General features: G+C 35.3%; 14 protein-coding genes. 9 read left to right on the forward strand and 5 right to left on the reverse strand.

Features of this window, described 5'->3' with window-relative positions:
• The first annotated feature begins 88 nt into the window (after positions 1-88).
• The 5 genes from OXQ85_RS06780 (at position 89) to OXQ85_RS06800 (ending at position 6,679) form a co-directional block, all read left to right on the forward strand.
• On the forward strand, positions 89-565 hold the full coding sequence (locus OXQ85_RS06780; RefSeq protein WP_267403067.1) for a TlpA disulfide reductase family protein: 477 nt from the start codon (positions 89-91) through the stop codon (positions 563-565).
• Positions 566-665: 100 nt separating this feature from the next.
• Positions 666-998: a hypothetical protein gene (locus OXQ85_RS06785; RefSeq protein ID WP_267403068.1), complete on the forward strand. Its 333-nt coding sequence runs from the start codon at positions 666-668 to the stop codon at positions 996-998.
• 82 nt (positions 999-1,080) lie between these two features.
• Positions 1,081-4,221 (forward strand): CusA/CzcA family heavy metal efflux RND transporter, encoded by a 3,141-nt coding sequence (locus OXQ85_RS06790; protein WP_267403069.1) that lies wholly within the window; start codon positions 1,081-1,083, stop codon positions 4,219-4,221.
• A gap of 90 nt (positions 4,222-4,311) precedes the next feature.
• On the forward strand, positions 4,312-5,520 hold the full coding sequence (locus OXQ85_RS06795; RefSeq protein WP_267403070.1) for a TolC family protein: 1,209 nt from the start codon (positions 4,312-4,314) through the stop codon (positions 5,518-5,520).
• Positions 5,521-5,527: 7 nt separating this feature from the next.
• A complete protein-coding gene (locus OXQ85_RS06800; protein WP_267403071.1) occupies positions 5,528-6,679 on the forward strand; it encodes an efflux RND transporter periplasmic adaptor subunit in 1,152 nt (383 codons plus the stop codon).
• A 99-nt stretch (positions 6,680-6,778) separates the two neighbouring features.
• Here OXQ85_RS06800 and OXQ85_RS06805 read toward each other — a convergent pair whose 3' ends face one another.
• From OXQ85_RS06805 to OXQ85_RS06815, 3 genes are all read right to left on the reverse strand, one after another.
• The gene (locus tag OXQ85_RS06805) at positions 6,779-7,591 is read right to left on the reverse strand and encodes a ferritin-like domain-containing protein (RefSeq protein ID WP_267403072.1); all 813 of its coding nucleotides are present in this window, start codon (positions 7,589-7,591) and stop codon (positions 6,779-6,781) included.
• 25 nt (positions 7,592-7,616) lie between these two features.
• A complete protein-coding gene (locus tag OXQ85_RS06810; protein WP_267403073.1) occupies positions 7,617-8,330 on the reverse strand; it encodes a ferritin-like domain-containing protein in 714 nt (237 codons plus the stop codon).
• Between the two features lie 81 nt (positions 8,331-8,411).
• A complete protein-coding gene (locus OXQ85_RS06815) occupies positions 8,412-8,981 on the reverse strand; it encodes a fasciclin domain-containing protein (RefSeq protein ID WP_267403074.1) in 570 nt (189 codons plus the stop codon).
• A gap of 272 nt (positions 8,982-9,253) precedes the next feature.
• Between OXQ85_RS06815 and OXQ85_RS06820 the strand changes: the two genes are divergently transcribed.
• From OXQ85_RS06820 to OXQ85_RS06830, 3 genes are all read left to right on the forward strand, one after another.
• Positions 9,254-9,823, forward strand: coding sequence for a sigma-70 family RNA polymerase sigma factor (locus OXQ85_RS06820; RefSeq protein ID WP_267403075.1), 570 nt, complete (start codon positions 9,254-9,256; stop codon positions 9,821-9,823).
• Position 9,824: 1 nt separating this feature from the next.
• Positions 9,825-10,634 carry an anti-sigma factor gene (locus tag OXQ85_RS06825; protein WP_267403076.1) on the forward strand — a complete coding sequence of 270 codons (810 nt, stop codon included), beginning with the start codon at positions 9,825-9,827 and terminating at the stop codon, positions 10,632-10,634.
• A gap of 162 nt (positions 10,635-10,796) precedes the next feature.
• Positions 10,797-11,741: an aldo/keto reductase gene (locus OXQ85_RS06830; protein WP_267403077.1), complete on the forward strand. Its 945-nt coding sequence runs from the start codon at positions 10,797-10,799 to the stop codon at positions 11,739-11,741.
• 87 nt (positions 11,742-11,828) lie between these two features.
• On the opposite strand, the gene OXQ85_RS06835 is transcribed toward OXQ85_RS06830, so the two are convergent.
• Positions 11,829-13,673, reverse strand: a complete 1,845-nt coding sequence (locus tag OXQ85_RS06835; protein ID WP_267403078.1) for a chloride channel protein — start codon at positions 13,671-13,673, stop codon at positions 11,829-11,831.
• Between the two features lie 60 nt (positions 13,674-13,733).
• Positions 13,734-15,020, reverse strand: a complete 1,287-nt coding sequence (locus OXQ85_RS06840; protein ID WP_267403079.1) for an NAD(P)/FAD-dependent oxidoreductase — start codon at positions 15,018-15,020, stop codon at positions 13,734-13,736.
• A 273-nt stretch (positions 15,021-15,293) separates the two neighbouring features.
• On the opposite strand from OXQ85_RS06840, the gene OXQ85_RS06845 reads away from it, so the two are divergent.
• Positions 15,294-16,283, forward strand: a complete 990-nt coding sequence (locus tag OXQ85_RS06845) for an aldo/keto reductase (RefSeq protein ID WP_267403081.1) — start codon at positions 15,294-15,296, stop codon at positions 16,281-16,283.
• Positions 16,284-16,416 lie beyond the last annotated feature (133 nt).

Genomic DNA, 16,416 nt, shown 5'->3' on the forward strand with positions numbered 1-16,416 from the left:
CTTTTGGTTAAGGAAAAATGCTGCAAATATCATTTTTTTCTTCTTTTTTTTCCTATTGTTAGTGAACAAAGATATAAAAACATGGGTAATGAAACAGATTGTTTCAACAGGATTATTGAATTCAAAGATTGAAGATAAAGCAGATTCATTTACTGTTACGGATTTTAATATGAAGGATATAGATGGTAAAAGTATTTCAACTCATGATTTCAGAGGTAAAGTTGTTTTCATTAATTTCTGGGCATCGTGGTGTCCTCCATGCAGAGCAGAATTTCCGTCTATTCAGAAAATGTATGAAAAATATAAAGATAACCAGAATGTAGAATTCCTAACCATAAATCTTGATGATGATGTAAATGCCGGAAAAAAATTCTTAGAAAAGAATAAATATAGCATTCCATTTTGGGTTTCAAATGGAAATATTCCTCAAGAAATTTACAACGGTTCGCTTCCGACAACTGTAATTCTTGATAAAAATGGTAAAATTAGACTTAAACATACCGGAATGGCAGATTACAGTAAAAACTCTTTTTATCAGCAACTTGAAGAATTGATCAAAGAATAAAATCATATTTAATGGCAATTTAACAATAGATTTTTCTTTCAAAAAAAATTTAAGCCCTATCTTTGCGGCCATGTTGAGATGGTTTTCCATAGTATGTTCAATGATTTATGTGCTTGCAACAACCAATGTTGGTGAAGTGTTGAAAGTGCCTTTATTTGTAGAGCATTTAATGGAATATCAGGGAACTGTTTCTGAATTTTTGGTGGAACATTATGATAATCACAAGAAAGATGCAGATTGGGATACCGATCAAAAGCTTCCTTTTATCAATCCGCCGGTTGTTTTGATGGTTCACGCTCAACTTCCCGTAATTATTTTTCACATCGAAAAAATAAAAGAGATTATCATATCTCAAAAACCAACTGTTTATCAGGAAAAAGACTTTTCCAGCAGTTATCTTTCCCGTATTTTTCAGCCACCGCGCTTTTGTTAATTGATTTTTAACTTAAATATCAATGTTTTAGGATTTTTTTCTAAAGCAGTTGATTTCTATTTAATTCAATTAATAAATTTTTATGTTAAATAAAATTATTGAGTTTTCTGTAAAGAATAAACTCATTATCGGTCTTTTTACCATAGGACTGATTCTTTTTGGAATTTATGAAACCACAAAACTTCCCATCGATGCACAGCCTGATATCACAAGTACACAAGTTCAGGTAATTACTGTTGCGCCTTCATACGGAGCTGCGGACATCGAACGTCTCGTAACTTTTCCTATCGAACAGGCAACCAGCAATATCAGCGGAATTACTCAAATCCGCAGTTTTTCACGTTTCGGATTGTCGTTGATAACGATTGTTTTTGATGATGATACTGATGTATATTGGGCTCGTCAACAAGTTCAGGAACGACTGCAATTGGTTCAGGAAAATATTCCAGCAGGCATTGGAAAACCTGAATTAGGTCCCATTTCATCAGGTTTAGGTGAGATTTTTCAATATGTTGTTCGGGCTAAAAAAGGTTACGAACATATTTATGATGAAACTGAATTGAGAACCATCCAGGATTGGGTGATTCGCCGACAATTATTGGGAACAAAAGGTATTGCCGATGTCAGCAGTTTCGGAGGTAAATTAAAACAGTACGAAATTGCCATCAATCCCAATCAGCTTCAAGCTTTTAACATCACCATAAATGATGTTTTTGATGCGCTTGAAAAAAACAATCAAAACACAGGTGGAGCGTATATCGAAAAGAAAGAAACCGTTCTTTTCATCCGAAGTGAAGGACTTTTAGGAAGTGCAGAAGACATTGGAAATATTCAGGTTTCGAATACAAAAGAAGGAATTCCTGTTCATATTAAAGATGTGGCTCGGGTGAAAATAGGTTTTGCAACTCGTTACGGAGCAATGACTTATAATGACAAAGGCGAAGTTTCTGGAGCGATTGTCATGATGCTGAAAGACGAAAATGCCAATGAAGTTGTTGGAAACATCAAGCAAACTTTAGATAAAATTCAGGAATCTTTGCCGGAAGGTGTTGTAATTGAGCCGTTTTTAGATAGAGCTAAAATGGTGAATAACACGATTAGTACTGTAAAAACCAATTTAATGGAAGGCGCGTTAATCGTCGTTTTCATCTTGGTTTTATTCCTTGGAAATTTCAGAGCGGGTTTATTGGTCGCTTCAGTCATTCCTTTGGCGATGCTTTTTGCTATTATCATGATGAATATTTTCGGAGTCGGAGGAAATTTAATGAGTCTCGGAGCTTTGGATTTTGGATTGATTGTTGACGGAGCAGTGATTATTGTTGAGGCAGTTCTACATCAATTAGCCCACAAAAAACATTTCGGAAAAGACAATATGCTTTCAAAAGCTGAAATGGATGGTCAGGTTTCAAGTTCCGCAACAAAAATGGTGAACAGTGCCGTTTTCGGACAAATCATTATTTTAATTGTTTACTTACCAATTTTTACGCTTCAGGGGATTGAAGGAAAAATGTTCAAACCAATGGCACAAACCGTTGCTTTTGCTTTGATTGGTGCATTTTTATTGTCATTAACTTACATTCCAATGATGAGTTCTTTGGTATTGAGCCGAAAGAAAAAAACAAAAGATAATGTTTCCGACAGAGTGATGGCAAAAGTGGAAATCGGTCATCAGAAATTATTGATTAAAGCTCTAAAATTCAGAAAAACAATCATTGCAACCGTTATTGTTTTGTTTGCAGGAGCAGTTTTCGTGCTTTCAAAAATGGGTGGAGAATTTATTCCGTCTTTGGAAGAAGGTGATTTTGCAGTGGAGATGAGAATTCTTCAGGGAAGTAATATCGAAGAAACGAAAAAAGCGACAACACAAGCCGCTAAGATTTTGTTAAAGCAATTTCCGGAAGTTGAGAAAGTCGTGATGAAAATCGGAAGTGGAGAAATTCCAACCGACCCAATGCCGATGGACGGTGGTGATATGATTGTTGTTTTAAAACCGAAAAAAGAATGGACTTCTGCACATTCGTTCCCTGAACTTTCAGATAAAATGAACGAAGCCTTACAGGTCATTCCCGGACTTACCGCTAGTTTCCAGTTTCCGGTTCAGATGCGTTTCAATGAATTGATGACGGGAGCAAAACAGGATGTGGTTTGTAAAATTTATGGCGAAGATTTAGACAGTTTGGCGACTTATGCTAAAAAATTAGGCGGAATTATTTCAACCGTTAATGGTGCTCAGGATTTATATTTAGAACCTGTTGTCGGTGCTCCGCAAGTTGTGATTGATTATAATCGTGCAGAACTTTCGCGTTACAATATTTCCGTTGCAGAAATCAACAGAGTCATCAATATGGCTTTTGCAGGGCAAACCGCAGGTGCTTTGTATGAAGGCGAAAGAAAGTTTGATGTCGTAGTAAGAATGGATAATGAACATAAAAAAGACATTTCAAGTATTCAAAATCTTTTGATTCCGACCCCGAATGGTGAACAAATTCCGTTGTCGCAATTGGCAAAAGTGGAATTAAAAGAAAGTCCAAATCAGATTCAGAGAGAAAATACAAAACGTAGGATTGTCATTGGTTTCAATGTTCGTGGAAGAGACGTTCAGAGTATTGTAGAAGAGCTTCAGCAAAAGGTTAACAAAGATTTAAAATTATCTGCAGGTTACACTATTTCTTACGGAGGCGCTTTTGAGAATTTAAATCAAGCCAAAGCCAGATTAGGAATTGCCGTTCCGATTTCTTTAGTAATGATTTTCTTATTGCTGTTCTTCGCTTTCGGTTCTGTAAAACATAGTTTGTTGATTTACACGGCGATTCCGTTGTCTGCAATTGGTGGAATTTACTTTTTAGCATTACGAGGAATGCCTTTCAGCATTAGTGCAGGAGTTGGATTTATCGCCCTTTTTGGAGTTGCCGTTTTAAATGGAATTGTATTGATTTCAGAATTCAACCGACTGAAAAAAGATGGTGTTACAAATTTAAGCCGAATTGTTTTAATGGGAACAAGAATCCGTCTTCGTCCGGTTTTAATGACGGCTTTCGTGGCTTCTTTAGGATTTTTACCAATGGCAATCAGTAACGGAGCAGGTGCGGAAGTTCAGCGACCTTTGGCAACCGTGGTTATTGGAGGTTTGATGTTGGCAACACTTTTAACATTGTTCGTTTTACCGATTCTTTACGTCTTATTTGAACGAATCAGTAAAAAGAAAAAGTTCAAAAGAAACTAAATCTTGGCTGAGTGAAACGCCTTTGCGAACGAAAAATAAAAAGTCTCAATTAAAAAAATCTTAGCGCTCATTGCGTTAAAAATAAATATAATGAAATTTTCAAATAATCATAAAAAACTGACTGCATTATTATTTCTGATGTCTTTCGGAATAATGAATGCTCAGGAAAACATTACCTACGAACAGGCTTTGAAAAAAGCTTTTCAGCAAAATGGAACTTTAAAAAACTCAAAATTAATTTCTGAATATCAGGAAAAATTAAAGACAAGTTATCTTGATATTCCACAAACGGAAGTCAGTGCGCAAATCGGACAAATTAATGGAATTGAAACTGATAATTCTTTCTCCATTTCTCAGCGTTTCAGTTTTCCGACGGTTTATACCAGAAGAAAACAAATGCTGGATGCAGAATGGAATGCAAGTGTCATCAATCAAAACCTGACGAAAGCACAATTAACAAAGGAAGTTTCCTATGTTTTTTACCGAATTCTGACGCTTCAGGAAAAGAAAAAAGTGATTGAATATATCAGCAAACTGTACAGCAGTTTTGCAGAAAAAGCGAGTTTGAGACTAAAAAAAGGAGAAACTAATATTCTGGAGGAATCGACGGCAGAAATTCAGAATGAACAAGCAAAAACGCAATTGGATATGCTTGAAAATGATTTGAATATTGCCAAACTTCAGCTTCAGTTATTGCTTCAGTCGGAAGAAAAATTTCAACCTGTTTCGGACAAACCGATTATGAATGTTAATCTTCAGGTTTCGGAAGAAATGATTCGGCAACATCCTGAATTGCAATATTTAAATCAGCAGATTAAAATCAATGATGCAGAAGCTCAGCTCGAAAAATCTAAATTATTACCGGATTTATTGGTTGGATATACAAATCAAAGTATGAAAAACCTTAGTAACAATCGTTTTAATGCGGTTCAAGTCGGTGTTGGAATTCCTTTGTTTACGAAAGGTCAGAGAGCTTTGGCAAAAGCTACGAAAGCGAAAGTGGTGATTTCAGAAAATCAATATCAATTAAAAGAAATTGAACTGAAAAACAGATTCGGACAGCAAATTAATAATTACACCAATCAACTGAAAATCGTTGATAATTATGAGCAAAAACAGCTTCCAAAGTCTGAAACCATTTTAAAAACGGTTCAAAAACAATTAGAAGTCGGCGAAATCGATTATCTGAACTGGGTAATCCTGACGAATCAGGCAGTGAAAACAAAGGTTGATTACATTGATAATCTCGAAAGACTCAACCAAATCGGTGCAGAACTTAATTTTTTACTATCAAAATAAAAGCGAAATGTATCTTAAAAATATCTCAATCTTCAGTTTAAGTGTAATTCTGATTTTATCTTCCTGTTCAGGAAAAAAAGAGGAAGAAAAAACGGTGTATGAAAACACAAAATTCAAGGAAAAAAACCAGAATACGGTTCAAATGTCGGATAAGCAATTGGAATCGATTGGTTTAACGACAACAACCATTCAGGAAAAAACAATGCAAAAACGGGTTCGCCTGAATGGTAAAGTGGAAATTGCGCCGTCTCATATCAGTTCGGTTTCCAGCATTATGGGCGGTCATATCAAATCGATTAATGTGAGTAACGGAAGTCATTTCAGCAAAGGACAGGTTTTAGCTGTTGTAGAAGATCCGCAATTTATTCAGTTGCAACAGGATTATTTGGTGACGAAAGCGCAGTTGGAATCTGCAAGATTGAATTTAAGCCGTCAAAAAGATTTGAATATCACCAAAGCGACCAGTGATAAAACTTTGCAAACCGCTCAGGCAGATTATTCAACATTGAATGCAACGTTGAGAGGTTTGGAGGAAAAATTAAGAATTATCGGAATTAATGCAAAAGGTTTAAATTCATCCAATATCAGAAGTAGAATTAATGTTTATGCACCTTTCAGTGGTTTTGTGAGCAAAATTCTGGTGAATAATGGACAATATATTAATCCTTCTGATACTTTGTTTGAATTGATTAATCCAACCGGATTATTGCTTGAATTAAAAGTATTTGAAAACGATGTAAATGACGTGAAAATCGGACAGGAAATTTTAGTTTACAACAATCAAAATCCTGATAAAAAATCGACGGCAAAAATTGCAAGCATTGTTCCAAGTATTGAAAATGGAGGTTCATCGATTGCTGTGGCGAAACTTTCAACATCAAATCCGGATTTTATCAAAGGAATGTACATCAATGCAGAAGTGACGATAAACAGTAGATTTACCATTGGTTTACCGAATGAATCTGTGGTTTCTTTTGAAAGTAAAAATTATGTTTTTGAAGATTTAGGGAACAAGAAATATAAGATGATTCCTGTAAACGTAGGGATTTCTGATGATCAATTCACCGAAATTTTAAAAGCTGACAATTTGAAAGATAAAAAAATTGTTCAGAAAGGAGCTTATGGACTTTTGATGGCGCTGAAAAATAAAGCAGAATAAAAAAGCGAATAAAAAGACTGACGTTAAGGTCAGTCTTTTATTTTTAACAAAAAATCCTTTCTCAAAACGAGAAAGGATTCTCACCAAATATTAATATCACTATACAATAAACAAAGATGCTATGGTTTGAGCATCGCTTCCTGTTAAAATTTCATCAAACGCGGCAGAACCTGCTGCAGCTCCAAAAGCCGTTGCAGTATTGAATCCTGCCTGATTAGTCACATCTTCACCCGCATATACGGCATTTGTTGCAGGAGGCATACTTCCGCCGTCTGCAAGTTCTATCCAGCCTTTGTTAGCACGCATTCTTCGCACCTGAGAGGCATGTCTTGCTTCCACAGAATGAATTTGTAATGCAGCCTGCAAAACAGCTTTGTTAGACATCACATTTCCTGCCTGACCTTTATAAGCCCTAACTCCAGTATCTTCAAAAGCCTGAGCCAGAACCAAAAACTGACTATAATCTGTGAAAGGGGAGAAGCTGCCGTTTGCTGTAAAATCAAAAGTAGGTTTTGCTCCCGGAGTCGTTCCTAAAGAAGTTAAAGTACTTTTTAAGAAATTGACGTGGGCTGCTTCATGTTTTGAAATTTGCATAAAAACTGCTCGGTCTCCATTGGGAATTAATGTTCCTGCAGCCAATCCCATAGCGTAATATTCATTTTCAAGATATTCAAGGACTAAAGCCAATTGAAGGGCATCCGTTAATGCATTTTTAAATAAGCTAGAATCTGTAGTGGTTACCGTTTCTGCTTTAGCAGAAGTTGTCATTAATGCTCCCAATCCAAAAGGGATGGATGCTACAGCAGCTTTTTTACCAGCTGAAGAAAGATTCGTAATCGTTTCTAATCGTGAAGTTTCTGTAGTGAAAAATTTATCGTTAGAAAGCTTATCCAGTAATTTTAGAATATTCATAATAATAGATTTAATGGTGAATAATTTAGCCGATTCCTTGTTCTTTCCAAGTAAAAGGAGTTTTGAAAAATCCTCCTGCCGCGGCAACAATATCTTTTGGTTCTTTGGCAAGATCCAGTCCGTTAGCATCTACCACGTCATCTCCTGAGAAAGCTGCTGTTCCTGGATTTATTAGGTTTCTGATTGCTGAAGCATGCCTAGCTTCCACAGAAACTATTTTTCCGGCAATCACCAGATAAGTAGGGTTTGTTATGTATTTTCCGGCTCCGTTATAGGCCGCAACGCCAGTATCTTCCAATGCTTTTGCAGTAGCCAGTACAGAATTTTTGTCATTGAAATTTACATTCGGATATTGAAACTCAAGCTTGGGTAGTACATTTGAAGTGGCTCCGCTGATAGTCGCTTTGAAAAAATCTCTGTGAATTACCTCATGATGGTACAAATCTGTGAATAATTCCTTTTCAATACTCGAAATGCCACTGTAAAAATTATTAACCACTTTGGTGTAAAAATCGGCTTCCAACTGTTCAAGGGCATAGGCGTAATTCAGTATACCTACATCTCCCGATCCCAGATCAAAAACATCATTATCCATAAAGTTAAAATCGTCATTATCATCGCATCCAATAAGGGTGAGTCCGGCAATAGCCAATCCAACACCACTTAGTTTTAAGAAATTTCGTCTTCCTGTATCAAGTGTTGCTCCTTGATTAGAAACCTGAATTGTTGTTCTTTTCATAATATTATTTTTTAAGTGTTTGATTATTGATGAAGAAAAGAACAGCATATTATTTTATGCTGTTCAAACAACTAATAAGCCCTAAGGCATTAAAACAGTGTCGATCACGTGAATCACACCATTTGACTGATTTACATCTGCAATAGTAACTTTAGCATCATTTCCTTTCGCGTCTCTCACATAAAGGTCTTTGCCTTTGGTCCAGAAAGTAAGTTCTTCGCCTTCTACTGTTTTCATCATGCTTTTTCCGTTTCCGGCTTTCACGGCTGCCCAAATTTCTTTAGCATTGAATTTTCCAGGAAGCACATGATAAGTAAGGATTTTTGTAAGCGTAGCTTTGTTTTCAGGTTTTACCAGATTTTCTACCGTTCCTTTTGGTAATTTAGCAAAAGCCGCATCCGTTGGAGCCAATACCGTAAAAGGACCTTTTCCCTGTAAAGTTTCAACCAAACCTGCTGCTTTTACTGCTGCAACCAATGTTTTATGGTCTTTTGAATTAACAGCATTTTCAATAATGTTTTTTGAAGGATACATCGCTGCTCCGCCAACCATTACTGTTTTTTCTTTCATCGTTTGTGCAGTTAAATTTCCACTGAAAGCGAATGATAAAACCATCATTCCTGCTACCGCGATTTTTGATCTTGTGTTCATTGTATTAAATTTTAAGTGTTGTTTAAATTTTTCGTTGTTAATGTCATTTACGAGCCTGGTTTTAATTCAGATTTAAAAAAGATTAAATTATTTTATAACCCACTAATAATCAGGTCGATAAATTTTGTTTTTCCATGAAATTTTATTTAAAAATTAATAAATAATTAAAAATTAAATCTTTAAACAGAGAAATTGTAAACGTGTGTTTAATTTTGTTGAAGAATTGAGATTTGGTTTAAATATTGTTTGTTATTTGTAATATTTCATTACATTTGGAACGAAAAATATTCGCTATTAAAACAAACTATTCGGAAGAGGAGCTCATCGTTTTACTGAAACAGAGAAACGAATCTGGTTTTCATTACTTGTATGACCATTATTCTGGTGCGCTGTATGGCGTTATTCTCCGAATCGTTCAGTCAAAAGAATATACTGAAGAAATTATTCAGGATGTTTTTGTTAAAATCTGGAATTCCATTCAACAATACGATTCATCAAAAGGAAGGTTTTATACCTGGATGATTAATATTGCAAGAAATACCGCTATCGATTATTTAAAATCTAAAGGTTTTCAGAATGAGCTTAAAAACCAATCGCTTCCGGATTTCGTATATAACTCTGCAGAGCTTTCGACAACAAATAATTCTTCTGATTTTATCGGATTTAATAAAGTAATTGAAGGACTGGAAGTCGATAAACAGGAGTTGATTGATTTGGCATATTATCAGGGATATACCCAACACGAGATATCTGAAAAACTGAAGATACCGCTGGGAACTGTAAAGACCAAAATGAGAAATGCACTGATGAAATTAAAGGATTTGTTAAAAGACTATCAATAAATTGAACACTAAAGAATACATATCATCCGGAATTATAGAATCTTATATTCTAGGCCACGCTTCACCTGAAGAGGCGGGGATTTTGGAGTGTGTGATGAAGAACAATGCTGAAGTAAGAGAAGCTTTTGAAGAAGCGCAGAAAACTTTAGAAGATTTGGCTACAGCTCAGTCTGTGACACCTCCAATCGATTTAAAATCAAAGATTTGGAATAAAATTCAACAGGAACAGATTGTTGAAGAAGTGAAACCTGCAGTTTCGGCAGATATTCCGTCTGCAAAACCACAAGAAGAGATTAAAATTCAGGGGAATAATAATTGGAAAACCTTTGCTATTGCTGCTTCTGTACTATTTTTAGTAAGCGTGGGAGGGAATATGTTTTGGATGAGCAATCAATCTAAAATGAAAACCGAGATTGCGGATATGCACAATCGTAAGAAATCTCAGGATTTGGAGATGCAGAAAATGAATCGTAAGATGGATATGGCAACTGATCCGAATATGGAAATGGTGATGTTAAAAGGTGTTGAAAAACATGCCGATTCTAAAGCCATGGTTTTCTGGAATAAAAAGACCAAAGATGTTTATCTTAATGCTGAAAGTCTTCCAAAAGCACCTGATGGTATGCAATATCAACTTTGGGCTATCGAAGATGGAAAACCTGTAAATGCAGGAATGTACACACATGAAAAAGACAGCGAAATTGCTTTAGCGAATATTTCTAATGCTCAGGCCTTTGCGATCACTTTAGAAAAGCAGGGCGGAAGTACCATCCCAACCATGGAAAATATGTACGTGATGGGGGAGATTTAATGACAATCAACAATTATAAAATAGAAAGACCAGCTTGAAAAGTTGGTCTTTTTTCATTGACAAAAAAAATGAGTTGTATAGAGAGATTAAACCATTAATCAAAAATATTATTCGCTACCTTTAAGCTATTCAATAAATAATTCTTTAATCTTAATCATTCTCATGGAAAAAAGAAAAATAAAAAATACTGATCTGTCAATTGCACCAGTAAATTTTGGAGGAAACGTGTTCGGATGGACACTTGATGAAAAACAATCTTTTGATATTCTGGATCAATTTATCGCGGGAGGTTTTAACTTTGTAGATACGGCTGATACTTACTCTTGGTGGGTGAACGGAAAAGGCGGTCAGTCTGAAGAAATTATCGGAAAATGGATGAAAAGCCGTGATAACAGGCACGGTTTGGTCATTGCAACAAAAGTAGGCTCTGAAACTAAAGAGCATGGTTTTGATATCAGTAAAAAACATATTTTAAAATCTGTGGATGAATCTTTGCAAAGACTTCAGACCGATTATATTGATATTTATTACACGCATTTCGACGATAATAAAACGCCAGTTGAGGAAACTTTGTCAGCATATGATGAAATTGTAAAAGCTGGAAAAGTACGCTACATTGCAGCTTCAAACGTTTCTCCGGAAAGATTGAAAGAATCTTTTGAAGTAGCTGAGAAAAATAATTTCCCGAAATATGTTGCGCTTCAACCTCATTATAATTTGTTGGAAAGAGAAGGTTTTGAAACGAATTATGCTCCATTGGTCGATCAATTTGGTTTAAGTGTATTCCCGTATTGGTCTTTAGCAGCCGGATTTTTAACCGGAAAATACCGTGATGAAGCCGATTTATCGAAAAGTCAAAGAGGTGAGGGTGTAAGAAAATATCTTAATCCTAAAGGTTTGGAAGTTTTAAAAGCTTTGGATGAAATCAGTTCTCAACATAATACAACGCAAGGTGCTGTGGCATTGGCTTGGTTATTGGCAAACCCATTGATTACGGCTCCGATTGTGAGCGCAACCAGCGAATCTCAATTGGAAACTTTATTTGCTGCTCCTAATATTCAATTAAACAGCGATGAGGTAGAACTTTTGAACAAAGTAAGCCAATAATAAATACTTTAAAGTAAATTATTTTTTTAGATAAAAAAGCCGTTCAATGTTATGATTGAACGGCTTTTGGTTTTTATGAAATAGATCTTAATCTGAATATTCTTTTAACAATTGCCTGTAACTCGTTAAAATTTTTGACTTAGAAATAAATCCGATAAATTTATTTTCGTTATTTACAACAGGTAAATTCCACATCCCCGTATCATCAAAAGTCTGGAGGATATCCAAAGGTTTATCTTCAGGATGAATAATGGCAGGCGGAGCTTTCATAATTTGAATTATCGTTGCCGAAATTTCATCGTTTGAAAAAAGATAGGGTCTTACATCATCTAAAGTAAGTATGCCTTTCAAAGATTTATTTTCATCAATAACAGCGAAAATATTTTTATCTCCGTTTTTTATCAGTTTAAATAATTCTGTAATTGGTGCATTTTGGTTAATGGCTTGAGAATATCTATCAATAAAATCTTCTGTTTTTAATGAAAATAATAAATTTTTATCATGCTTATTTGTGAAAATTTTTCCTTGATCGGCTAATGATTTCAGTTCGGGAGAAATAGGAGAGAACCATTTTGCAATTAAATAAGACATAATAGAAACAATCATTAACGGAATAAATAAGTCGTATCCAAAACTAGATTCTGCAATCAGGAAAATAGCTGTTAAGGGGGCATACATCACACCACTCATCGCTCCCGCCATTCCTACCAATACCAAGTTGGTAACCGGAACATCTGTAAAACCGATCTGCTGACAAACAATGGCAAATAGATATCCCACCGTTCCTCCTGCAAAAAGAGACGGTGCAAAATTTCCTCCATTTCCTCCGCTGAAAATGGTGAAAGACGTGGCAAAAGCTTTAAGTAAAAGAACTAAGATCAGAAAGATGATAATGGTAAAATCTTTAATTTCAAAATATCTGAATAAGCTATTTTCGATAATTAAGTGGGTGTCTCCGTTGGTAAATGCTTTTACAGTTTCATATCCTTCACCAAATAACGGCGGAAAAAGAACACATAACAAGGATAGCACAGCACCCCCAAACATTGCTTTTCGAAGACGAGACATTTTCAGTCCTTTAATAAAATGCTCAACTTTTTGAGAAATAATAACAAAATATCTGGCGTACAAACCCGTTACAACCCCTAATAAAAGATAGTAAGGAACGTTTTTATAATTAAAAGCTTCTCTTGTATAAAACCTGAAAAGTACATCTTCCTGCAATAAAATTCTTGACAGTAAACTACCACAAACCGCAGCAACAACCAAAGGAATAAAATCTGTGAAAACAACCCCCGTTAATAAAATCTCGAAAGCAAACATAATTCCTGCAATCGGAGCATTAAAAGCGGAAGCTATACCGGCCGTAGCACCCGCAGCAAGCAAAAGTGTACGTTCTTTATAACTTAAACGATAGGTTTGGGCAAAATTGGAACCAATGGCAGCTCCCGTTACAGCAATAGGACTTTCCAATCCGGCAGAGCCTCCAAGACCTACCGTAATAGCACTTTGTACGATTTGAGAATACATTTTTACAGATGAAACGATACTTGAATTTTGAGCAATTTCATATAAAATAGCGCCAATTCCTTTCCTGTCTTGTCCTTTAAAAATCGTTAAAACGATACTTGTCGTCAAAACAATTCCTAAAAAAGGAAAGACAACATAAAAAAGAATCTGATACTCAAAATGAACTTTTGTCGTAATAAAATGGTGAATATTATGCACCAGCGTTTTAAGGATAACCCCTGCCAAACCCGCCGAGCATCCTACAAGAATTCCGGAAAGTACAAGAAACTGATTTCGGCTTAACCTGTTGTTCAGCCAATGAAGAATGAGCTCATAACTTCGTGCTTTTTCAAGCCCATACTTTTGAAAATCTCTCTTAAACTTCAGAAAGCTGAGAAATTTTCTTCTATTATGAATTTTCACTTAAATAAAGATTTTATTCCATAACCGAATTGTTATAGTTGCGTAAATTTACGTAATATATTAGGAATGCTCAAATTCTGCTTCTTTTCCAGTGTTTCTTTTTGGTCGTAGAATTAATCTGATGGAAGGGTTATTGGTGATGAATAATCTCAGCCAATCCATTGCCAGACGTATTTTACTTCTAAAACTAACCAGCGGAATAATATGAATAAAAAGCCAAGTAAGCCATGCAGTAAAACCTTTAAATGAAAACTTCGGTAAATCTACCACCGCATTGAATTTTGATATGATCGCCATACTCCCTTTATCATTATATTCGAAAGTATGGAGTATTTTTTCGTCTTCAATTCTTTTAAAATTTTGTCCTAAATTTTTCCCTTGCTGAATGGCAACCTGTGCTAATTGCGGATGCCCATTAGGAAATTTTTTATCCGAAAATTGAAGACTGATGTCTCCTAAGGCATAAATATTTTCTGTGCCATTTACTTTATTATAAGCATCAACGAGAATTCTTCGCCCTTTTCCTATGCTTTCTTCAGGTAACCCTTTCACTTCACGACCGATCACGCCGGAAGTCCAGATTAACGTTTCTGTTTCGATAGATTTTCCATCCGCTAAAATTACTTTTCCATCGGTGTAATCTTTTACCGCTACATTCAGAATAATTTTCACTCCCAAACTGTTAAGTTTGTCATAAGCAGCCTGTTGCGCCATTCTACTCATCGGCGAAAGTAATGTTGGCAACGCATCAATTAAATAGATATTCGATAAAGCTGATTTTATTTCTGGATATTCTTTTTTAGCAATATAGCTTCCCATTTCGGCAATCATTCCTGCTAATTCTACACCAGTGGGGCCACCGCCTGCAATTACGATATTTTGTAACTTTTGAGCTTCTTTTATATCTTTATTTCGAGCCGCTTCTTCCAATGTTAAAAGCATATAATTTCGTAAATATAATGCTTCATCAATGGTTTTCATCGGCAAGGCGCAATTTTGAACGTTTTCCATTCCAAAGAAATTCGATTCTGTCCCTAGTGCTAAAACAAGATAATCGTAGGTGATTTCTCCAGTTTCCGTTTGGATGGTTTTGGTTTCAGGCAAAACATTCAGAAGGCCTCCCATGTGAAATTTTACGTTCTTGTATTTGGAAAACATCTTTCGGAAAGGGTAGCTGATATTGGATGCTTCAATAAATGAAGTGGCCACCTGATAAATTAAAGGTGGAAAAAAGTGATAATTATTCTTGTCAACAAGTGTTATTTTGAATCTTGTATCGTTTACCAAAGATTTTATAAGATTTATTCCGGCAAATCCTCCGCCTACAATGACGATATGCTTTTTCATATTTTTGATGTTGAAGTGTATTATTTTAACTTCAATAATAAAGCCAAATGAAGTTTTATACGATAACAATTGATTCTTATCAATATGAATATAATGGGTTGACTAATTATTGAGTTAATGCCAACCAAAGATCAAAACTTTCGATGAAAATAAATCTCTTTTTGATATTTCATTTTTAATCTTTATAAAAATTAAAAATATTATGGTTTGAAAACCCATGTCTGCACGGTGTTTGTATCCTTTACACCAACCAAAACACTTAAATATTATCATATGAAAACAGATGTTTTAAATGAAAAACACAAATTGGGATTGGGTGGAGTAGCCATAGGAACTGCATTCGAGCCATTAACAGACGAAGATTCTTACAAAGTTCTACAGAAAGCATGGGATCTGGGAATTCGATATTTCGATTCTTCTCCATGGTACGGACTTACGAAAAGTGAGAGAAGGTTTGGAAGTTTTTTACAAAATCAGAAGAGAGATAAATTTGTATTCTCAACAAAAGTCGGAAGGCTGTTTACAGAAGTTCCAGAAGATAAGGTTCCCCCAACCATGTGGAAAGCGCCCCTAAATTACGATTTTGAGCATAACTACACAGCAGATGCCATTAAAAAAAGCATTGAGGAAAGTTTGAGAAGAACAGGATTAAATCATATTGATATTGTGTACGTTCACGATTTATCTGAAGATCAGGTGGGCGATCGTTATCCTTATTTTTTGAAACAGGCAAGGGAAGGAGCTTTCAAAGTTTTATCTGATTTGCGGGATCAGAGGATTATTAAAGCCTGGGGTATGGGTGTCAATAAAATTGAACCTATTTTAGATTGTATTGAATCTGCCGATCCTGATATCTGCCTTTCCGCTACACAATATTCTATTCTTGAGCACGAAGATGCTGTTGATCGTCTGCTTCCTGCCGTGAAAAAAGCTGGTATAAAGCTGGTTTCCGGTGCGGGATACAATTCTGGGTTTATCAATGGAAGACCACGATATAATTATAAAGATGTAATTCCTAAAGGTATGACGGAAAAACGTGATAAAATAGCTGAAATCGCGAAAAAATATAACCTCAGTCTTGTAGATGCAGCCCTTCATTTTGTGTTGGCGGCAGATGAATTTTCAGCAATAATTCCTGGGGCAAGTAAGACTGAACAGGTGCAGGGAAATATAAATGCATTGAATGCAGAAATTCCTGTTGATTTTTGGAAAGAATTAAAAAGTGAAGGTCTGATTTACGAAAAAGCACAAGTTCCCATTTGATCTTTTTAGAATGAAGATAATGTATTAATCAAAAATATAAAGGTTTTGTTTTAAGCTATTTTTAAGGAATTATTATTTGTGGGTTAATACGTTTTGAATCTCAAGAAAATACTTTTGTATAGCATAAAATTAG

This window comes from Chryseobacterium sp. GM_Chr_2, assembly GCF_026540445.1.
Taxonomy (GTDB): Bacteria; Bacteroidota; Bacteroidia; order Flavobacteriales; family Weeksellaceae; genus Chryseobacterium.